The organism is Agrobacterium vaccinii (assembly GCF_021310995.1).
GTDB classification, from domain to species: Bacteria; Pseudomonadota; Alphaproteobacteria; order Rhizobiales; family Rhizobiaceae; genus Agrobacterium; species Agrobacterium vaccinii.
The window spans coordinates 558467-579710 of sequence record NZ_CP054151.1 but is presented as its reverse complement, the minus strand read 5'-3'; the positions used below and the strand labels follow the sequence as shown (position 1 = coordinate 579710).

Sequence of the window (21244 nt, the reverse complement as noted above, 5' to 3'; positions counted from 1 at the left end):
CGCAGGGTTGACACTGCCTCGTTCCTGCTTAAAGTTGCAATTGGTAAGACCATTTTACCAGATGGGATCTGGGGAGGATTTCATGTTTGTGGCTTTGGAGCCGCGCCGCCTGCACAGGCAGGTTGCGGACCAGATTCGTGCGTTGATAGAGGCGGGGGAGCTTGGGCATGGTGCCAAGTTGCCTGCCGAACGTGACCTTGCGGAACGTTTCGCGGTTTCGCGTCCCACCATTCGTGAAGCCCTGATCGTTCTGGAGGTGGAGGGCTATATCCAGATCCGCATGGGGTCCGGTATTTATGTAAGCCAGCGGCCCAGCCATCCGGCTCAGGTGCTACCGGTGGACGACAATGACAGCCCATTTGAAATCCTTCAGGCGCGCAGCATCATTGAAAGTGCGATTGCCGAGGAAGCCGCCCGGGTGGCGACTGCCGACGGTGTTGCGCGTCTCGACGCGTGCCTTCAGCAAATGGAAAACGCGATTGGCGATCCCGTCGATATGCTGGTTCAGGACCGCGCTTTTCACACTGCCATCACGGATATAATCGGCAATGCCACGCTGCACCGTTTCACCGGACAGATTTTCGATCGTCGCATGACGCCCTATTTCGAGCGGCTGGCCAGCCATTTCGAGGGACCGAAAACATGGCGTCTGGCGCTGGAAGAACACAGGGTCATCAGAGATGCCATTGCCAGAAATGACACAGCCGCCGCGCGCGATGCGATGCGTCGCCATCTGACGCAGTCGCAGAAGAGATTTTCCGAAAGCTTCGGGGAGGAGCCGTAGGGGAGGCGTGGTCCCGCAAGGAGAGAGAGGGATCATGAAAACAGCAGTCTGACATCTATCCGGGAGGGAAACCAATGACATCAAGATTTATCACATTGCTTGGCGCAACGGCCATAGTCGCCGTATCCGCCTTTACCGCACAGGCGCAGACCGCGCTCAAATGGGCGCATGTCTATGAGACGACCGAGCCATTCCACACGGAATCCGTATGGGCTGCCAAGGAAATCGAAAAACGCACGGAAGGCCGCTACAAAATCGATGTCTTTCCGGCATCGCAACTTGGCAAGGAAGTCGACATCAACCAGGGACTGAAGCTGGGAACCGTCGATATGGTCATCTCAGGCTCAAGCTTTGCCGCGCGGGATTACAAGCCCATCGGCGTGACCTACTTCCCCTACATCTTCCGTAGCCCCGAACATCTGATCGCCTATACCAAGAGCGACGTCTTCAAGCGATTGGCCAAGGGCTATCAGGACAAGACCGGCAACGTGATTGCGGCGGTGAGCTACTACGGCACGCGCCACACGACGGCCAACAAGCCGATTTCGACCTGTGCAGATCTGTCCGGCGTGAAGATGCGCGTGCCGGACGTTCCAGCTTACCTTGCCATGCCGCGCGCCTGCGGTGCCAACACCACACCGATTGCCTTCGCGGAGGTCTATCTGGCACTTCAGAACGGGACCGTGGATGCGCAGGAAAACCCGCTGACAACCATTGAGGCGAAGAAGTTTTTCGAGGTGCAGAAGAACATTGTCCTGACCGGTCACATTGTCGATCACCTGAATACGGTGATTTCGAAAAGCCGTTGGGCCAGTCTGTCGGATGAAGACAAGAAAATCTTCGTTGACGTCATGCAGGAAGCTGCGACCAAAACAACCAAGATCATCGAGGAGCGTGAAAACAAGCTGGTGGATGACTTCAAGGCACGGGGCTTGACCGTCACCGAAGTCGACAAGGCCGACTTTGAAAAGAACGTGCTCGAGAAGGTGAAATTCGAGGACTTCGGTTACGACAAGGCCGATTGGGAAGCCATTCGCGCCATTCAGTAAGTCCGTGTCCGGCGCGGTTTTCTGGGCCGCGCCGCCTTCTCGTTTTCTCCAGCGTCTGACGATCTGAAACGGTCGGACGCTCCAGCCGGGACAATTCAATGTCGCAGGAAACTCACACTCAGGTGACGCCTGAGGAACTTGCCCAAACCTTCGATGAAGCGCCGCCGAATGTCGATCTCTCGGTCTATTCCTTCGAGGATTGGCTTACGCTTGCCCTCTTCTGGGTCATGACCGGCTGCGTGTTTTTGCAGTTCTTCACCCGCTACGTCCTCAACGACAGTTACGCATGGACGGAGGAAATTGCCGTCAACTGCCTGATCGGCGTCGTTTTTCTCGGCTCTGTCATGTGCGTGCGCATGTCGCGTCACATCCAGGTGGATGTTCTCTACCACTACCTGCCTTCCAACGTGACGCGCATCATGTCACTGGCCGTCGATGTGCTGCGCATCGGCTTTTTCGCCTATACGTCATGGCTGATGTGGCGATATCTCGAAATCGTGGCGGATGAGGAGATGGTGACGGTGGCCCTGCCGCGTAGCATCGTTTTCTACACGGTCTTTGCAGCTTTCGTGCTGATGTTCCTCCGGTCGATCCAGGTTTTCGTGGCCAATCTTCAACGTGGTTATTCCGTTCTTGAAAGACCGGAAGAATTCCAGAGCGTGGAGGAGGTGTGACATGCTGGTTCTGATTGGATCGTTTCTGCTTCTCATGCTGATCGGCTTGCCGGTCGCCATTTCCATGGCGACATCGTCACTGATCTACATTCTGGCCTACAATGTCGCGCCGGATATCATTGCGGCGCAGCGCATGATTGCCGGTGTCGAGAGCTTTCCGCTTCTGGCCGTGCCGTTCTTCATTCTGGCTGGCAACCTGATGAACGTGGCAGGTGTCACGGGCCGCATCTACTCCTTCGCCGTTGCTCTCGTCGGCTGGATGAAGGGTGGGTTGGCGCAGGTCAACATCATCGGCTCGGTCATTTTCTCCGGCATGTCCGGCACTGCTCTTGCGGATGCAGCCGGTATCGGCACCATCGAAATCAAGGCGATGAAGGACCACGGCTATCCCGTCGAGGCGGCTGTCGGCGTCACGGCTGCATCCGCCACACTCGGGCCGATCTTCCCGCCATCCCTGCCTTTCGTGATCTACGGCATGATGGCAAACGTCTCCATCGGCGCACTGTTCATGGCGGGCATTTTGCCCGGTGTGGTCATGACGTTGCTGATGATGATCACGGTCGCCGTCTTTGCCTATATCAAGAACTGGGGCTCCGACACGCCGTTCAGCCTGCGCACGATCTTCGGCGCATCGCTGGAAGTCTTGGTCGTCATGCTGGTGCCGATCAGCGTCTATGTGCTGACGATGTTCGGCCTGTCGCTCAACCTTGCCATTTTCATCGTGCTTGCGGTGTTGATCGCCTGCGATTGGTACTTCGATTTTTCCGCTGTCATGGCCTTGATGACACCGGTCATTCTGATCGGCGGCATGACCATGGGCTGGTTTACGCCAACGGAAGCAGCCGTGGCCGCGGTCTTGTGGTCGCTGTTCCTCGGCCTTGTGCGTTACCGGACGATGACCTTCAAAACGCTGGCGAAGGCAACATTCGATACCATCGAGACGACGGCCTCGGTTCTGTTCATCGTGGCGGCGGCCTCCGTCTTTGCGTGGTTGCTCACCGTCAGCCAGGCGGCGCAGGTACTATCGGGTGCCATCCTGACATTGACCGACAGCAAGTGGATATTCCTCGTGCTGGTCAACCTGCTGATGCTGTTCGTCGGTTGCTTCCTGGACACGATTGCGGCGATTACCATTCTCGTCCCGATCCTCCTGCCGCTGGTGTTGCAGTTCGATATCGACCCCGTGCATTTCGGTTTGATCATGACGCTCAATCTGATGATCGGGCTGCTGCATCCGCCGCTCGGCATGGTCTTGTTCGTGCTGTCACGGGTGGCTAGGCTTTCGGTGGAGCGGACGACGATGGCTATTCTGCCATGGCTGGTGCCGCTGTTCATCGCCCTCATTCTCATCACCTTCATTCCAGCCATCACCCTTTGGCTACCGACGGAAATGGGATTGATCCGATAACAAACACCCGCGCGGCTGTCCGCGCGGGTTTTCCTCCAATCACTGGGACGAAAGCACATCATGTCGACCCGCGTCGCGCGTCTTTACGGAAAACAGAACCTCAAGGTCGAAACACAGGAGTTCCAGCCCCCCGGTCCCGGTCAAGTGCTGCTGCGCATGGCGGCAGGCGGCATTTGTGGTTCCGACCTCCATTATTATCAGGACGGTGGTTTCGGCCCCATTCAGGTGCGCGAACCGATCATATCAGGCCATGAGGCATCCGGTTATGTCGAGGCACTGGGTGAAGGCGTATCGCACCTGACGGTTGGCTCACTTGTTGCGGTAAACCCGTCGCAGCCCTGTGGTAAGTGTCATTATTGCCAGATTGGACAGCCCATCCATTGTCTCGACATGCGCTTCATGGGTAGCGCGATGCGCTTGCCGCATGAGCAGGGGATGTTTCGGGATTGGTTGGTGGTCGACGCAAAGCAATGCCTGGCCTTTGGCGGCGAGATAACGCCCGGCGAGGCCGCGTGTGCCGAACCGCTCGCCGTCTGCCTGCATGCGGTGGCTCAGGCCGGTGATCTCGAAGACAAGCGAGTGCTCGTCACCGGTGCAGGTCCCATCGGGTTGCTGACTGTAGCCGCTGCAAGGCATGCCGGTGCCGCGGAGATCGTGGTGACGGATATTGCCGATGCCGCGCTGGCAAGAGCGACCTCCATGGGTGCCGACCGCACCGTCAATGTCTTGACGGATCAGGATGGCCTGACGCCCTATCAAGCGAACAAGGGCGTGTTCGACGTCGTTTTCGATTGCTCGGCTGCCGGTCCTGCCTTGCGCTCCGCTTTTGCGGTCGTCAAACCACGCGGCACTATCGTTCAGGTGGGCGTGACGGGAGACATGACGATTCCACTTAATGCGCTGGTGGGCAAGGAAATCGTCTGGCGCGGTTCCCAGCGTTTCGATCAGGAATTTGCGCAGGCCGCAGCGCTCATATCGGCGCGCGCCATCGACGTGCGCCCTATTATTTCGCATGCGTTTCCGTTGCAAGATGCCGTCGCCGCATTCGAGCAGGCGGGCGACCGATCCGTTGCTTGCAAGGTTCAAATCACATTCGGCTGATGCCATTGATATCTGAGGGATAGACAAGATGAAGCATACATGGCGCTGGTTTGGGCCTGTGGATAAGGTTTCCGTGCGGGATGCCGCGCAGGCAGGCGCTGACGGCATCGTCAGCGCGCTGCATCACATCGAAACGGGCGCAGTTTGGCCGGTTGACGAGATTGCGAAAAGGCATGACGAGATCAAGGCGGGCGGTCTCTATTGGGACGTTGTGGAAAGCGTGCCTGTGTCGGAAGACATCAAGACGCAGAGCGGTGACTGGAAAGCGCATATCGCCCATTGGCAGGAGACGCTAAGACGCCTGTCCGCGACGGGTATTCGCACCGTCTGCTACAATTTCATGCCAATACTGGACTGGACGCGCACCGATCTGCGGTGGGATACGCGCCATGGTGCAAAGGCGATGCGCTTCGACCTGACGGATTTCGTAGCCTTCGATATCCACATTCTGAAGCGCCCGGATGCGCGTGCCGATTATCCCGACTGGCTTACCGAAGAAGCCGCGCGGCGGTTTTCGGAGATGCCCGATACCAAGGTCATCGCGCTCAGCGTCAATATCGGTGCGGGCCTGCCGGGGTCTGCGGATGGCTACACGCTGGATCAACTTCTTGAAAAACTGCGCTCCTATCAGGGTGTCGACCGGCTACGGCTTCAGGCAAATCTGGTGGATTTTCTGTCGCAGGTGGTCCCGGTTGCCGAAGAGGTCGGTATCAATATCTGCGCCCACGGGGACGATCCGCCATGGCCTCTGCTGGGCCTGCCACGCATCCTGTCCACCGAATCCGACTATGCGCATATGCTCGGCCAGGTCGATAGTCGGGCAAATGGCGTGACACTGTGTACCGGTTCACTGGGTGCGCGGGCAGACAATGACCTGCCCATGATCGCTCGACGATTTGCGGATCGCATTCACTTCGTGCACCTACGCAATGTGACCCGGGATACGGACACGGTGCCGTGCTCCTTTTTTGAAGACGAGCATCTGGAAGGATCAACCGATATGGTTGCGGTCATCGCTGCCCTGCTGGACGAAGAAAAACGCCGCCGTGCCGAAGGGCGGGGGGACCATCGCATCGCCATGCGCCCCGACCACGGTCAGGAAATTCTCGATGACCTTCAGCGCGGCGCGCAGCCCGGTTATCCTGCCATCGGGCGTCTCAAGGGTCTGGCAGAACTGCGCGGCATAGAGCGTGCGCTTCTCCACCCGCAATTCGGAAGGAACTGACCCTTATGACGACGCTGTCCAATTCAACCCATCTGAAGCCTAACGTGACGAAGCCCGCTTTTGACCGCGCGGCGTTGAAACCTGGCATCGTTCATATCGGTCTTGGCGCCTTTCACCGCGCGCATCAGGCCGTCTTCACGCAAAAAGCGATCGAGAAGAGCTTCGGCCCTTGGGGCATCGTCGCCGTCAACCTGCGCTCCCCGGAGCCGGTCCGCGCCCTTGAACAACAGGATGGCCTCTATTCCATCATCGTACGTGGTGCTGAGGGTGACGATGCGCAGATCATGGGTGTAACCGTTGACTGGCTCTGTGCCGCAGAACGGGCTGATGACGTGCTGGACTATCTCGCCAGCCCCAACACCCGCATCGTGACCCTGACGGTCAGTGAGAAAGCCTACGGACTGGATCCCGTCACTGGCGGGCTGGACATGGCCCACCCCGCCATCGCGGCGGATAAGGCCAGCCCCCATTCACCCAAGGGCGTGATCGGGTTCATCGTCGAAGGCCTTGCGCGGCGTAGGGAGAAAGGCTTGCCGCCCTATACTGTTCTTTGCTGCGATAACCTGCCGTCCAACGGTCACGTCGTACGCCGTCTGGTGCTGGAAATGGCAACGTTTCGTGACCCGGAACTGGCGCAGTGGATTTCGCAGGAAGGCAAATTCCCATGCAGCATGGTGGACCGCATCGTTCCCGCAGCGACGGATGAAACGCGGGCCCGCGCAGCATCCTTGCTGGGTGTGGAAGACAAGCTTGCCATCGAGACGGAACCGTTCATGCAATGGGTCATCGAAGACGATTTTGTTTCGGGGCGCCCGGCCTGGGAAGGTGCAGGCGCGGTGTTTGCACAGTCTGTGGTGCCGTATGAAGACATGAAACTGCGATTGCTGAATGGGTCGCACACGCTGATTGCGCATCTTGGCATTCTGCACGATCTGGAATTCGTAAGAGACGTAATGGCCGTGCCCGAATTCGTGGCCAAGGTGGAGCGGCATATGGAAGCCGCGACAGCAACGCTGGATGCGGTGCCGGGCATCGATCTGCCATCCTACCGAAACCAGTTGCTGGAGCGTTTTGCCAATCCCACTATTGCCCATCGCAACGCTCAGATTGCCATGGACACCAGCCAAAAACTGCCGCAGCGCATTCTGGCTGCAGCGATAGAGACTCTTGAGGCTGGCGGGTATGGTGCGGAATTCGCCTATGTCGTGGCACTCTGGATTGCGTCTATCCACAAACGCGGCGATCTCAACGATCCCAGACGGGACGACATTCTGGCTGCCGCACGGAATGTGGATGACAACGACCCCTCGGCGTTTCTCTTCTCGGTCAAGGGACTGTTTCCGACGCCGCTGGTCGAAAACCGTGCATGGCGCGATCTCGTCAACGGTGAACTGGCCGCCTTGAACCGTTGACGGCAATTACTGTCAGGACATTGAAAAACCCGGCAATCGACTTGCCGGGTTTTGTGTTTCAGCGGGTGCGATTAATCCATCTTGTGGATGTCGCGATCCTTGGTTTCCGGCAGGAACAGCAGGCCGATGACCAGTGTGATGCCTGCGAAAATGATCGGATACCAGAGGCCGTAATAGATATCGCCCTTGGCAGCACTCATGGCGAACGCCGTTGCAGGCAGCAAGCCACCGAACCAGCCGTTACCGATGTGGTAGGGCAGGGACATGCCGGTGTAGCGAATGCGGGTAGGGAAGAGTTCGACCAGAAGCGCTGCAATCGGGCCGTAGACCATCGTCACGTAGATGACGAGCACGGTTAGAACGGCGATGATAGCGATCCAGTTGACGGCAGCAGGATCGGCGACCATCGTGAACGCACCGCCACCGGCAACCGTGTAGACGGCCATTTCAGTCGCGCCGTTGAGCTCGGCCGGGGTCAGCAACTTGTCTGCAACCAGCTTGTCTGCCGGTATGGTCTTTGCCGGAGTGGCGCGAACCGTATCGGCATTGAGGCTAAGTTCCGGGTTGGCAGCAACGAAGGCATCCAGCTTTGCAGCCGGGACCTGAGCGGCACCGCGAACCAGCGGATAACCACCATCGTGAAGCGCGATGTTGATCTGCTTCTGGAATGCGCGATCATTTGCAGCGGCGTTTGCACCCGCGGCAACAGCATCATAGCTCGTGATGGTCTGCTCACCGATCTTGACGGTTGCAGGCTGGCCAGCCGGACCGGCGACGACATCGTAAGGTACAGAGTTTCTGGTGAGGAACGAGGTTGCGATATCGCAAGACGTGGTGAATTTAGCCGTACCCGTCGGGTTGAACTGGAAGCGGCAATCGCCGGGAGCAGCCGTCACCGTGGCGCGAACCGAAGCCTGCGCCTGCGCAAGGGCAGGGTTACCGGCCCAGGTCAGTGCTTTGAACAGCGGGAAATAGGTCAACATGGCCAGAACGAGACCTGCCATGATGATGGGCTTGCGGCCGATCTTGTCGGAGAGCCATCCGAACAGAACGAAGAAGCCTGTTCCGAGGATGAGAGCGCAGGCAACCATGATATTGGCCGACTGACCATCCACCTTCAGAATGCTTTGCAGGAAGAACAGCGCGTAGAACTGGCCCGTGTACCAGACGACAGCCTGACCGATGACGGCGCCGACGAGTGCGATGATTGCGATCTTGGCGTTCTTCCACTGGCCAAAGGCTTCGCTGAGCGGCGCCTTGGAGGTCTTGCCCTCTTCCTTCATCTTTTTGAAGGCAGGGGATTCGCTCATTTTCAGGCGGATCCAGACGGAAACGCCAAGCAGGATGACCGACAGCAGGAACGGAATGCGCCAGCCCCAGTCAGCAAAGGCTTCACGCCCCAAAGCAAATTGTACGCCGAGAATGACCACGAGCGACAGGAAGAGACCAAGGGTCGCTGTCGTCTGAATCCAAGATGTGTAGTAGCCGCGACGGCCATTGGGGGCATGTTCGGCGACGTAGGTTGCCGCACCGCCATATTCACCCCCCAAAGCAAGACCCTGCAACATACGCAGAACGATCAGGATAATCGGAGCCGCAATGCCGATCTGCGATGCGTTTGGCAGAACGCCGACGAGAAACGTCGAGAAGCCCATGATCAGGATGGTAACGAGGAAGGTGTATTTACGACCGACGAGATCGCCCAGCCGTCCGAACACAAGCGCACCGAAAGGGCGAACGAGAAAGCCTGCCGCAAAGGCGAGAAGAGCGAAAATGTTGCGCGTTGTTTCAGGATACTGGCTGAAGAAGTTCGCACCGATATAGATGGCCAGCGAGCCGTAGAGATAAAAGTCGTACCACTCGAACACTGTTCCCAGAGAAGAGGCGAAAATCACCTTCTTCTCTTCCCCCGTCATCGGACGGGCTTTCTCCGCTGTCGCGGTTGCTACATTCGCCATTGTCTGTCCTCCACAGATATATGAATGACACATCGCAGCAGCCCGTTTCTCCCCCGGACTGCCCTTTCGGCACGATGCACCTTGCAACAGCTTGACAGAAAATTAACAAAAGGAAGAGCGATGCTTTCGGCTTATGACTTTAGTCTAATTTCGCCGGGCCCCGTTGCAGCCACAGATCACCGAATTGCTTCCGCCGAAGACCAAATTGCCGTGCGTTTGCGCTTGACAGAAAATACAAACACCATAATAGCTTTGCCTCGAAAAGGAGCGCGAACTTGATCGAACACATGCACAACATAGTTGTCATGCAAAACCCGGCACAGCCTGTCGGTGATCACTCGTGCTTTTCTGTTTCCATCCGAATTACGGCCAAAACGACGATTAAAACCGTCTAACGTCTCTGGCCCGCCGCTCTCTCCCCGGTTTGGTCGGGGAAGAAGGAACCCGCCGATTTGCGGGGTCCCCTCACCAAAAAAGAGGAGAGGCAGAAAGAGAGCTTGATCATGGGTTTCAAAGTTGCAATCGCAGGCGCTACCGGCAATGTCGGTCGTGAAATGCTCAATATTCTTGCCGAGCGCGGGTTTCCGGCTGATGAAGTCGTGGCGCTGGCATCCGCTCGCAGCCAAGGCACGGAAGTCTCCTATGGCGACCGCACGCTGAAGGTATCCAACATGGAGAACTACGATTTCTCCGACACCGACATCTGCCTGATGTCTGCTGGCGGCGATGTCTCGAAGAAGTGGTCGCCTAAAATCGGCGCGCAGGGCTGCGTCGTCATCGATAACTCTTCCGCATGGCGCTACGATCAGGACGTTCCGTTGATCGTTCCCGAAGTCAACGCCGATGCCATCGAAGGTTTCCGCAAGCGTAATATCATTGCCAACCCCAATTGCTCCACGGCACAGCTCGTCGTTGCCTTGAAGCCTTTGCATGATGCCGCAACGATCAAGCGCGTCGTCGTCTCCACCTACCAGTCGGTGTCCGGTGCCGGCAAGGAAGGCATGGACGAACTGTTCCAGCAGACACGCGCCGTCTTCGTCGCCGACCCAGTCGAGACCAAGAAGTTTACCAAGCGCATCGCCTTCAACGTCATTCCGCACATCGATGTGTTCATGGAAGACGGATACACGAAGGAAGAGTGGAAGGTTCTGGCCGAAACCAAAAAGATGCTGGACCCGAAGATCAAGGTGACCTGCACTGCCGTGCGCGTTCCGGTTTTCATCGGCCATTCTGAATCCGTCAACATCGAATTCGAAAACGAAATCACTGCCGATCAGGCTCGCGATATCCTGCGCGAAGCCCCAGGCTGCCTCGTTATCGACAAGCATGAAAACGGCGGCTACATCACTCCGGTTGAATGCGCTGGCGAAGACGCGACCTATATTTCGCGCATCCGCGAAGATGCAACGGTCGAAAATGGCCTGAACATCTGGGTTGTTTCGGATAACCTGCGCAAGGGTGCAGCGCTGAACGCGATCCAGATTGCCGAGCTTCTGGTTAATCGCGGCCTTATCAAGCCACGCAAGGTCGCTGCCTGATACGGTTTTTTAACAACTATTAACTATAACCCGTCCATTCCATGAGTGAAATGGGCGGGTTTTTAGTTTGTTCTTTATCACGGGCAGTTTATTTGCTGGTTATGATGATGGCGGGCAATTTAAAATCCGGTGATTTCTCTCTGGTCTCACAACAGCGCTGGGCATGATCCCAAACGAATTTGAAGGCAAAATCTGATGCGGGCAATGAAGGCTTTTTCCGTTGGCGTGGTAATGGTCGCAGCACTGGCGGCAACGCCCGTTCTGGCGGCGCAGTGCGGTAATACGTCGGCGGGCTTCGATGCCTGGGTGGGCGCGTTCAAGCAGGAGGCCGCAGGCCGTGGTATCAGCGGTTCGGTTCTCGACCGCGCATTCTCCGGCGTGTCCTACAATCAGGCTACGATCCGTGCGGATCGCGGTCAGCACAGCTTCAAACTGTCCTTCGACCAGTTCATGCAAAAGCGTGGCGGACAGGCCATTATTTCTCGCGGCAAAGCGATGAAGAAGAACAATGCGGCTCTGTTTGCCAATATCGAACGCGCCTATGGCGTTCCAGCAGGCCCGCTTCTGGCGATCTGGGGCATGGAAACAGGCTTCGGCGGCTTTATGGGCAACCAGCACACGCTGTCTGCTGTCGCAACCCTGTCCTATGACTGCCGTCGTTCGGACTACTTTACCGAACAGCTCTATGCTGCTCTGAAACTGGTTGCCAGCGGCAATCTGAGTGTGACAGCAAAGGGTGCAGCACACGGCGAAATCGGCCAGACGCAGTTCCTGCCGCTCAATGTTCTTCGCTACGGTGTGGACTTCGACCGCAACGGTCGCATCGATCTCGTCGGTTCGCGCGCCGATGCTCTGGCCTCAACGGCTAACTTCCTTGTTGGCCATGGCTGGCAGCGCGGTGCAGGGTATCAGCAGGGTCAGTCGAACTTTTCGGCCATTCAGGGCTGGAACGCCGCAAGCGTCTATCAGCAATCCATCGCCTATATCGGCAAGGCTATCGACGGCCAATAAGCTGGCCGCCGATACTTATATTGCGATCATACTTCCGGGCGGCGAAAGTCGCCCGTTTTGCTGTCCATGACCCACAGCTCGCCAGTCGAGATGTCGAACCATGCGCCGTGAAGCTTGACCTTTCCAGCAACTTCCTGCGCCTTGACGAAGGGGAAACCGCGCAGATTGTTGATGGAATTGCGGATTGAAACACGCTCCAGCGCGGTCTGACGCTCCGACGATGTCATCACGTCGTTGCTCTGGATCTGTTCGGCTGCTGATTTGACCATGTTCATCCATTTGCCGATAAAGTCGCCCGGAGACAACGACTCGAAGTTAGGGTCGAGCGCGGCCTGAATACCGCCGCAGCGGCCATGTCCCATGACGACGATGTCCTTGACCTTCAAGACCTGCACGGCATATTCGATGGCGGCAGATGTGGCGTGGAACTGGCCGTCCGGCTCGAATGGCGGCACCATATTGGCGACGTTTCTCATCACGAAGAGTTCGCCCGGTCCGCAGTCGAAAATCGTTTCCGGCGCAGATCGGGAGTCACAGCAGGCGATGAAAAGGGTCTGCGGCTTCTGCCCTGTTTCCGCCAAAGCGCGATATCTTTCGCGCTCATCGACGTAACGGCCACTCATGAAGTTCTTGTAGCCGTTGAGTAGGTATTCTGGAAAATCTTTCATGATATCGCAGGACCGTTGTCTTGGGGCCGGGATCGATAATGGAGCCCGGCGCGTTAAAAACCCGTTTTTCGTGTCGCTATTTGCGCTTGCTTCGTGAAGGATGCAAGAGATGACGCATCTGCACCATGGCCATGGGTGTGGAAAGGCTGGAAGCGTCGGTCTCCAGTGTCAGCTCGTTCAGTCCGCGCTTCATTGTCCGCGCCAGCACTTCAAATACACTTGCGGTGGCCAGTTGCAGCGCCTTTTCGTCATCCATTCCCTGCAATAGTCGCGCCAGGAACAGCGCTGCAAGAAGATCGCCCAGTCCATTCGGCACATTTTCGATCGAGCGATGCTCGGCCAAAAGCGCGTGTCGTCCGCTGAGGAAAAGATTGCCGATACCGCCCGCCATCATCGGTACGGCAGAGGTAACAAGCATTTTCGGTGGACCCAACGCCAGAGCCGCATCCATGATTTCATTGTTGGTTTCGAGTTCCGCGCCGCTCATCCAGGCCAGTTCATAGCGGTTGGGTGTAGACACGGTCGCTAGCGGAATCAGTTCGTCGCGAATGGCTTGGGCGGTTTCCAGTGGCACGTAGAGCCCGCCCTTGTCGCCCATGACGGGGTCGCAGACATAGATGATATCGGGGTTGCGCTCTTTCATGGTGCGGATGAGCCTTGCCACGGAACGCACCTGATCGGCGCTGCCGAAATAACCGGTCAGGATGGCGCGCACTTCACCTGCCCATTTCGACCCCTCCAAATCCAGCATGGCCTTGTCGAACTCGCCATTGTCGAAGCGCAATCTCGTGGACGGTCCGTGCCCGGGGTGCCAGGGCATGACAATTGTCGGCACGGCCCAGACGGGAAAGCCCAGCGTTTCCAGTCCGAATACTGCAGCCCTGTTGCCGACGGAGCCGCGCATGACGTGGCTGGAAATGACGATGACGGACCCGTTGGTATTATCCTGCATGGCACACTCGTTCAGCTTGGCAACCGAAAGCGCTTAGACGCTCTTCCACGGACGCATTGTCAAAACCTCATGGCATATCGACACGGGGCTTTCCACTGCAATGTTATTTCGCGGCCCGCTCCAGCGCTTTCAAAACCGTGCGTTCGGAAAGGTCGAGGTAGCGCTCCATCTGTACTGCCGCCTCGCCGACAAGACCCTGCTCCACGAGCCCAAGAATCTGGTCGTTCATATCCACGAACGGTGAGTGCAGTTGCTCGGGATCGTTCAGCAGTCCGAAACTGAGGCGAAGCTCGGCGGCCACCCGCTCGTAAAAATCGCTCAGTCTGCTGCTGTCGGAGAGATCGACCACTGCGGCATGAAACTTCATGTTGGCGCTACCAACGTCGCGCCATTCTCCGAGATCGCGCGTTCGTTTCGCCTCTTCAACCGCCCTACGCATGACTGCGGTGGCGGGATGCTTGGGCCATGCCTGTCGCAGGGCCCCACATTCCAGCATGCGCCGGACACGATAGATGTCGATGATGGAGTCGGTGCTGGGCACGGAGACGAAGACGCCACGATTGGCTTCGTGTCGCAAAAGGCCGTCCTTGGTCAAAAGCCGGAATGCCTCGCGGAGCGAATTGCGAGAGACGTCAAGCCTTTCGCTGAAAGCAGCTTCCGACAGGCGCTGGCCGGGTGAAAGGACACCGGTGATCAGAAGCTCACGAATGTCCTTGGCCACGCGGTCGGCCAGCGGCAAAGCTTCAGTCATGAGGTTTCCTTCTATCCCGATCTGCAACCGTATGAGTCAGGTTGAGCAACGACTATCGCGCTTGCAGTATCATAAATTTTGCACAGCTGGCGTAAAAATCATGCTCATTTTGCGCGCAAGCGTCCCAAATATTGCGCAGAATGAAAGAACGATATATTTTTATTGTTCAACAATATTGACAATTTTGTAGATGACGCCAAGATCACTTCAATGCATCCGCGAGGGGCGGAGCAATACGGAGAAAATCCATGGGAAAAGGTGTGCCGCAAGCGGCCGTGGAAACGGCTGCGCAAAAATCAAAAAAACAGCGTTACGCGCTGTTATCGGCAATGTTCCTGATGTCGATGTCGGCAGTTGGACCGGGCTTCATCACGCAGACAGCGAACTTTACGGTCAAGCTCGGCGCGGCCTTCGCTTTCGCGATTATCATTTCCATTCTTATTGATTTCGTGGTGCAGGCCAATGTTTGGCGCATCATCACCGTTACGCGGATGCGCGCTCCGGCCATTGCCAATGCTGCCATCCCGGGTTCCGGTTACTTGCTTGCCATCCTCGTTATTATCGGCGGCTTGTTTTTTAACATTGGCAACATCGGCGGTGCAGGCCTGGGCCTGAACGCGATGATCGACCTCGATCCGAAAATTGGTGGAGCCATTGCCGCACTGGTGGCGATCGGTATCTTCCTGTCGCGCCGTGCTGGCGTTGCCATGGATCGCGTCGTTTACGTCGCAGCTTTTGTCAAACTCGCTCTCATTCTCTACGCGGTATTTGTTTCCGGCCCTCCTGTTGCCGATGCATTCCGTCAGACCTTCCTGCCGGACACCATCGATTTCGTAACGATCACGACGATCGTCGGTGGTACCGTTGGCGGTTACATCACCTACGCTGGCGCACACCGCCTGCTGGACAAGGGAACGGTCGGTGTTGAAAACATCGGCGCCGTCAACCGCGCAGCCTTGAGCGGTATCGCGATTACCGGTGTCCTTCGCTACATCCTGTTTTTGGCCATTCTTGGCGTCGTGGCATCCGGCGTCGTCATCGACCTTTCCGGCAAGGGTGCCAATCCGGCGGGTCAGGCGTTCCGCGCTGCGTCTGGTGATATCGGTTATCGCCTGTTCGGTGCCGTGTTCCTGGCGTCCGCTATGACAAGCATCATCGGCGCTGCCTACACGTCCGTGTCATTCCTCACCGCCTTCAAACCGGCTATGAGCGAACGTCAGCGCAACCTTGCAACGGTCATCTTCATCGCCATCTCGCTGATTGCCTATATCATCATGACCACACCGCCTGCGGCAATGCTTGTGTTCGTTGGTGGTCTCAACGGTCTCGTGCTGCCCATCGGTCTCTCCATCCTGCTGTTTGCAGCATGGAAGCGTTCCGATCTCATGCACGGCTACCACTATCCACGTTGGCTGCTGGTTCTGGGTGCGCTCACCTGCTGCCTGACATGGTATATGGCCTACAAGTCCGCCGGTGCGATCTTCGCATTGCTCGGCTACTAAAAAGGGAGAGATAAACATGGCTTCCATTGATCTGAACAGTGACCTCGGCGAAAGCTATGGTGCATGGAGCATGGGTGACGACGGCGCGATGTTGTCGGTCGTTTCCAGCGCCAACATCGCCTGCGGTTTTCATGCAGGCGACCCGGCGGGCATTTACCGCACCGTCAAAGCCGCCGCCGAAAAAGGTGTCGTCATTGGAGCCCATGTCTCCTACCCGGACCGCGTCGGCTTTGGCCGCCGCGATCTGGATGTAACCTCGGAAGAACTGATCGCCGATGTCATCTATCAGATAGGCGCGCTGAAGGGTATAGCGGCGGCAGCGGGCACGGCAGTGCGTTACGTCAAACCGCATGGCGCGCTGTATAACCGCATCGCCAATGATGCGAAGCAAGGCCAAGCGGTGATCGATGGCATCAAGGCCATCGATCCGTCGCTGGTTCTGATGGGGCTTGCCAATGCGCCCATTTTGGATCTTGCTCGCAAGTCTGGCCTTGCGGTGGTGGCGGAAGCCTTCGCCGACCGGGCCTATACGCCGCAAGGTCAACTCGTGTCCCGCCGTGAAGCCGGTGCCGTGCTGCATGATGCGGAAAAAATTGCAGCCCGCATGGTTCAGCTTGCCCGTGAAGGCACGCTCGAAGCTATCGATGGCAGCATCATCAAAATCGAGGCGCAATCGATCTGCGTCCATGGCGATAGCCCCGGTGCGGTCGCCATCGCGCAAACCATTCGCCAGCGTTTCGAAGCCGAAGGCATCGACATCCGTTCTTTCACTTCCAGCAAGTAAGGCGCGTTCATGACGATCCCGACATCCTACCTCCACACGGATGCGACCGCTGCCCGCAAAGCGCGCGACGATTACCGCAACGGTCTGGTTTCACCGACATCCGGCATCGCTCCCGGCTTCACGCAGGCCAATATGATCGTGCTACCGCGCGATTGGGCGTTTGATTTTCTGCTATACGCGCAGCGCAACCCGAAGCCTTGCCCGGTGCTGGATGTGTCCGACCCCGGTGTGCCGACAACGTTGCTGGCGCCCGGTGCCGATCTTCGCACCGATCTGCCGCTTTATCGCATATGGCGGGATGGTAAGCTGGTCGAGGAAACGGCAGATGGTACGAGCGCCTGGGCCGAACGCGATGATCTCGTCGCCTTCCTTATCGGGTGCAGCTTCACCTTCGAGACGCCGATGGTGGAAGCGGGCATCGAAATCCGCCACATGACGGACAAGTGCAATGTGCCGATGTATCTGACCGACCAGCCCTGCCGTCCGGCAGGCCGGTTGAAGGGCAATATGGTCGTTTCCATGCGCCCCATTTCCGCCTCGCGCGTGGCGGACGCCGCAACCATTTCCGGGCGCTTTCCCGCCGTCCATGGGGCACCCGTTCATGTCGGCTCCCCCGCAGAGATCGGCATTGCCGATCTGGCCAAGCCGGACTTTGGCGATGCGGTGCGGATCAAACCCGGCGAAGTGCCGGTGTTCTGGGCGTGTGGAGTAACGCCGCAGGCGGCGGTCATGGCATCGGGCGTGCCCTTTGCGATCACCCATTCGCCCGGCCATATGTTCATCACCGACATTCCCGATTCTGCCTACCATGCGTGAGGACAAGATGCGCTTCTTACCCGTCAGCCTCACGACCATTCTGGTGGAACTCGCCGATCTCGATCAAACGCTCGCCCTGTTTGCCTCGCTTGAGGCAGACCCAATCGACGGTCTGGAAGAGACCGTTCCGGCGGCCCGCACGTTGATGATCCGTTTCCGCCCGGAAACGATCACGGCGCAAGCGCTCGCAGCAAACATCTCCACGCGCGATCTCTCCGCAAAAATCGCCCCATCCGACAAGCTCGTCGAAATTCCCGTTCAATATAACGGCGAAGATCTGGCCGATGTCGCCGAGCTGACTGGTCTGACCGTCGAGGAGGTTATCCAGCGACATACGGACAGCGAATTCACCGTCGCCTTTTGCGGCTTTGCACCGGGCTTTGGTTATCTCGTGGGCGGTGACCCAGCCCTGCACGTGCCGCGCCGTCAAAGCCCAAGGACGCGGATACCCGCTGGTTCAGTTGCGCTCGCTGGTGCGTTCAGTGGCGTCTATCCGCAGAACAGTCCCGGCGGCTGGCAGATCATCGGCACCACCCCGCTGAAGATGTGGGATATCGAGCGCGAGCCGGGCGCGCTGTTCCAGCCCGGTTACCGTGTCCGCTTCGTGGATATGGCGAGAGGCGCGGTTAACGTTCACACGCCGCAACAAAACTCCGCGGCCACCAAGCCCGTGCCCAGCAGGGATGATGCGCATTTCGAGGTCTTGGCGGCGCCCATGCCCGCCCTGTTTCAGGATCTGGGACGGTTCGGCCAGACAGGTCAGGGCGTCTCGGCCTCCGGTGCGCTGGATCGATCGGCATTTAATACGGCCAATCGCATCGTCGGCAATCCATCCAATACGCCCTGCCTTGAAATCACACTGGGTGGCTTCTCCTTTAAAAGCACCAGCCGTGCGGTCATAGGTATTGCGGGCGCGAACTGCGTGATTACCGTTCAGTCAGGGGAACAGAGCTTCGAGGCGAGCCCTTATGTGCCGATTTCTCTCGAGCCGGGCGATGTGGTTTCCTTCGCCAACCCAACCAAGGGCATGCGCTCCTATCTGGCCGTGCGCGGTGGGTTCAAGGTTGCTCCGGTTCTGGGCAGCGCGGCGACAGATACGCTGGCGGTGGTCGGCCCTGATGTCGTCGTCGCAGGAACCATCCTCGCGCTGAGACACCAGAAAGAAAGCCTTGCGAGCGTCTCCATCGACGAAGTTCCGGCCTTTGATCTGCCGAAGGCAGGCGATGTCGTGACCCTCGACGTTGTCCTTGGGCCGCGTACGGACTGGTTCACGCAAAAGGGTATCGACACCCTGACGAGCCAGCACTGGCAGGTCACGCCGCAGTCCAGCCGCGTCGGCATTCGTCTTGCCGGTGAGGTGCCGGTGGAGCGCAAGGACAGTGCGGAACTGCCGAGCGAAGGCACGGCAACCGGCGCAATCCAGATACCACACAGCGGTCAGCCGGTGCTGTTTCTGGCCGATCACCCGCTGACGGGTGGATATCCGGTCATTGGTGCGGTGGCGGAATATCACCTCGATCTGGCGGGCCAGATACCCGTCAACGCCAAAATCCAGTTTCGCCCGCTTGGGCCATTCGCCGAGATCGCGGCGAGCAAAACCGCAGAGTTTTCGGGAGAAGAACGATGAAAAAAGTACTGATTGCCAATCGCGGCGAGATCGCCGTGCGTATCGTTCGCGCCTGTCGTGATTACGGTATCGGTTCCGTAGCCGTCTATGCCGATCCCGATCAGGATGCGCTTTTTGTGCGTCAGGCCGACGAAGCCTATGGTCTTGACGGCGTTCGCCCGGCAGAAACCTATCTCAATATCGAAAAGCTGATTGCCATTGCCAAGCGCTCCGGCGCAGATGCTGTGCACCCCGGTTACGGCTTCCTGTCTGAGCGGGCCGAATTCGCGCAAGCCGTCATAGATGCCGGGCTGATCTGGATCGGGCCTGACCCGGATGTCATTAAGGTTCTCGGCGATAAAGTGGAAGCGCGGCGCATCGCGACCAGCGTTGGCGCTCCTCTGGTTGCAGGCAGCGATGGTCCGGTTGCGACCGCAGCGGAAGTCACCGCCTTTGCCCAGCAGCATGGCCTGCCGGTCGCCATCAAGGCCGCCCATGGTGGTGGCGGACGTGGCATCAAGGTCGCCTGGAAAATGGAAGAGATTGCCGATCTCTACGATTCGGCCGTGCGTGAAGCCACGGTCGCATTCGGTCGCGGTGAATGCTTTCTCGAACGCTTCCTCGATCGTCCCCGCCACATCGAGGCGCAGGTCATTGCGGACAAGCATGGCAATGTCGTCGTACTGGGCACGCGCGACTGCTCGCTCCAGCGTCGCAATCAGAAACTGATCGAAGAGGCGCCCGCTCCGTTTCTGGAGCCGCAGCAACGCCAGAAAATTCACGATTCCGCCAAAGCCATCTGTGCGGCGGCTGGCTATTCAGGGGCTGGCACGGTCGAGTTTCTGCTTGGCATCGACGGCACGATCTCGTTCCTCGAAGTCAATACCCGCCTTCAGGTGGAGCATCCGGTCACCGAAGAAACCACCGGCATCGATCTTGTTATCGAGCAGTTCAGGATTGCCGAGGGGCATCCCTTGCGTGTTCTCGAAACCCCTGAGCCGCGGGGTCACTCTATGGAATTCCGCATCAATGCCGAAGATCCGGGCCGGGGCTTTCTGCCGACGCCCGGTGCCATCACGCGCTTCGATCCGCCATCCGGCCCCGGCGTGCGTCTGGATAGCGGCGTCGTCACCGGCTCGACCATACCCGGCGTGTTCGACTCCCTGATGGCGAAACTGATCGTCACCGGTGCCGACCGCGAGCAGGTTCTGCGTCGCGCCCGTCGCGCTCTGAAGGAATTCCAGATCGACGGCGTTGCGACCGTTTTGCCATTCCATCGCGCCGCGCTGGAAACCGCAGATTTTATCGGTGAGGACGGTTTCAAGGTTCATACGCGCTGGATCGAAACCGATTTCGCGGAGATGCCTGACGCTATGGAACGTCCAGCGCTGGCCGATGACGGCTCGATGACCCGAACATGGCTCGAAATCGACGGAAAACGTGTCTCGGTTGGGTTGCCGCATATTCTGCTTACGGGTCTTGGGTCTGCTGGTAGCCCGGCACATGCAAAAGCCAAGGTGTCGCCCAAGAATGAAGGCATTCTCGCGCCGGTATCCGGCACCTTGCAGTCGTTCAAGGTCGAAGACGGCGCGTCCGTATCGGAAGGCGATCTGATCGCTGTGATGGAAGCAATGAAGATGGAAACCCAGATCACGGCGCCGAAATCCGGCAAAGTCCGGCTACGCGTCAAGGAGGGTGACTACCTTCAGGCGGGAGATACGGTGGTCGTTTTCGAATAGGCCTTTTTCAATTGTGCTGGCTGGCTTGCTCTTGGAGGGTGATGCCAGCCAGCGCTAGAATGAGGGATTGGGTGATGGCAGACGTGACTGTAGGCAATTATCTGACCGTATTCGGAGAGACAGATGCCGGGAGCAACGGTGCAACGCAGCAACCCTCATCCATCATCCTGAGCCTGTCGAAGGAGAGGTGCGGAGGCAAAGCCGGAGCCTCGAAGGACGAGGGTTGCGGGCTTGAGGCAGGAGAGCGCGGCGGATGCTTCGAGGGT

General features: G+C 58.1%; 18 protein-coding genes. 14 read left to right on the top strand and 4 right to left on the bottom strand.

The window, feature by feature from the left end; all coding sequences use genetic code 11:
- Positions 1-82: 82 nt before the first annotated feature.
- From HRR99_RS17750 to HRR99_RS17720, 7 genes are all read left to right on the top strand, one after another.
- Complete coding sequence (locus tag HRR99_RS17750; protein ID WP_111841191.1) at positions 83-784, top strand: FadR/GntR family transcriptional regulator; 702 nt, start codon at positions 83-85, stop codon at positions 782-784.
- Between the two features lie 74 nt (positions 785-858).
- A complete protein-coding gene (locus tag HRR99_RS17745; RefSeq protein WP_111841192.1) occupies positions 859-1833 on the top strand; it encodes a sialic acid TRAP transporter substrate-binding protein SiaP in 975 nt (324 codons plus the stop codon).
- Between the two features lie 98 nt (positions 1834-1931).
- Positions 1932-2507 (top strand): TRAP transporter small permease, encoded by a 576-nt coding sequence (locus tag HRR99_RS17740; RefSeq protein ID WP_112498266.1) that lies wholly within the window; start codon positions 1932-1934, stop codon positions 2505-2507.
- Between the two features lies 1 nt (position 2508).
- Positions 2509-3915, top strand: a complete 1407-nt coding sequence (locus tag HRR99_RS17735; protein WP_233124087.1) for a TRAP transporter large permease — start codon at positions 2509-2511, stop codon at positions 3913-3915.
- Positions 3916-3975: 60 nt separating this feature from the next.
- Positions 3976-5016, top strand: coding sequence for an L-idonate 5-dehydrogenase (locus HRR99_RS17730; protein WP_233124086.1), 1041 nt, complete (start codon positions 3976-3978; stop codon positions 5014-5016).
- 28 nt (positions 5017-5044) lie between these two features.
- Positions 5045-6241, top strand: a complete 1197-nt coding sequence (gene uxuA / locus HRR99_RS17725) for a mannonate dehydratase (RefSeq protein WP_233124084.1) — start codon at positions 5045-5047, stop codon at positions 6239-6241.
- 5 nt (positions 6242-6246) lie between these two features.
- The gene (locus tag HRR99_RS17720) at positions 6247-7653 is read left to right on the top strand and encodes a mannitol dehydrogenase family protein (RefSeq protein ID WP_233124082.1); all 1407 of its coding nucleotides are present in this window, start codon (positions 6247-6249) and stop codon (positions 7651-7653) included.
- Between the two features lie 71 nt (positions 7654-7724).
- On the opposite strand, the gene HRR99_RS17715 is transcribed toward HRR99_RS17720, so the two are convergent.
- Positions 7725-9611, bottom strand: a complete 1887-nt coding sequence (locus tag HRR99_RS17715) for an MFS transporter (protein WP_233124080.1) — start codon at positions 9609-9611, stop codon at positions 7725-7727.
- A 503-nt stretch (positions 9612-10114) separates the two neighbouring features.
- Between HRR99_RS17715 and HRR99_RS17710 the strand changes: the two genes are divergently transcribed.
- Positions 10115-11149: an aspartate-semialdehyde dehydrogenase gene (locus tag HRR99_RS17710; RefSeq protein ID WP_111841199.1), complete on the top strand. Its 1035-nt coding sequence runs from the start codon at positions 10115-10117 to the stop codon at positions 11147-11149.
- Between the two features lie 195 nt (positions 11150-11344).
- Entirely contained in the window at positions 11345-12160 is an 816-nt protein-coding gene (locus HRR99_RS17705) for a lytic murein transglycosylase (RefSeq protein ID WP_422387339.1), read from the top strand.
- 26 nt (positions 12161-12186) lie between these two features.
- Here HRR99_RS17705 and HRR99_RS17700 read toward each other — a convergent pair whose 3' ends face one another.
- From HRR99_RS17700 to HRR99_RS17690, 3 genes are all read right to left on the bottom strand, one after another.
- Positions 12187-12828 (bottom strand): carbonic anhydrase, encoded by a 642-nt coding sequence (locus tag HRR99_RS17700; protein WP_112498260.1) that lies wholly within the window; start codon positions 12826-12828, stop codon positions 12187-12189.
- Positions 12829-12904: 76 nt separating this feature from the next.
- Positions 12905-13780 (bottom strand): pyridoxal kinase PdxY, encoded by an 876-nt coding sequence (gene pdxY, locus HRR99_RS17695; protein WP_233124079.1) that lies wholly within the window; start codon positions 13778-13780, stop codon positions 12905-12907.
- A gap of 103 nt (positions 13781-13883) precedes the next feature.
- Positions 13884-14531 (bottom strand): GntR family transcriptional regulator, encoded by a 648-nt coding sequence (locus tag HRR99_RS17690; RefSeq protein WP_112498258.1) that lies wholly within the window; start codon positions 14529-14531, stop codon positions 13884-13886.
- Positions 14532-14779: 248 nt separating this feature from the next.
- Here HRR99_RS17690 and HRR99_RS17685 point away from each other — a divergent pair, with 248 nt between their 5' ends.
- The 5 genes from HRR99_RS17685 to HRR99_RS17665 are packed head-to-tail and all read left to right on the top strand — an operon-like array spanning position 14780 to position 20978.
- Positions 14780-16033, top strand: a complete 1254-nt coding sequence (locus HRR99_RS17685) for an NRAMP family divalent metal transporter (RefSeq protein WP_233124078.1) — start codon at positions 14780-14782, stop codon at positions 16031-16033.
- A 16-nt stretch (positions 16034-16049) separates the two neighbouring features.
- Positions 16050-16817 (top strand): LamB/YcsF family protein, encoded by a 768-nt coding sequence (locus HRR99_RS17680; protein ID WP_233124077.1) that lies wholly within the window; start codon positions 16050-16052, stop codon positions 16815-16817.
- A 9-nt stretch (positions 16818-16826) separates the two neighbouring features.
- Complete coding sequence (locus tag HRR99_RS17675; RefSeq protein WP_233124076.1) at positions 16827-17633, top strand: putative hydro-lyase; 807 nt, start codon at positions 16827-16829, stop codon at positions 17631-17633.
- 7 nt (positions 17634-17640) lie between these two features.
- Positions 17641-19260: a 5-oxoprolinase subunit B/C family protein gene (locus HRR99_RS17670; protein WP_233124958.1), complete on the top strand. Its 1620-nt coding sequence runs from the start codon at positions 17641-17643 to the stop codon at positions 19258-19260.
- Complete coding sequence (locus HRR99_RS17665) at positions 19257-20978, top strand: acetyl/propionyl/methylcrotonyl-CoA carboxylase subunit alpha (protein WP_233124075.1); 1722 nt, start codon at positions 19257-19259, stop codon at positions 20976-20978. Before HRR99_RS17670 ends, HRR99_RS17665 begins: the two co-directional genes overlap by 4 nt.
- Positions 20979-21244 lie beyond the last annotated feature (266 nt).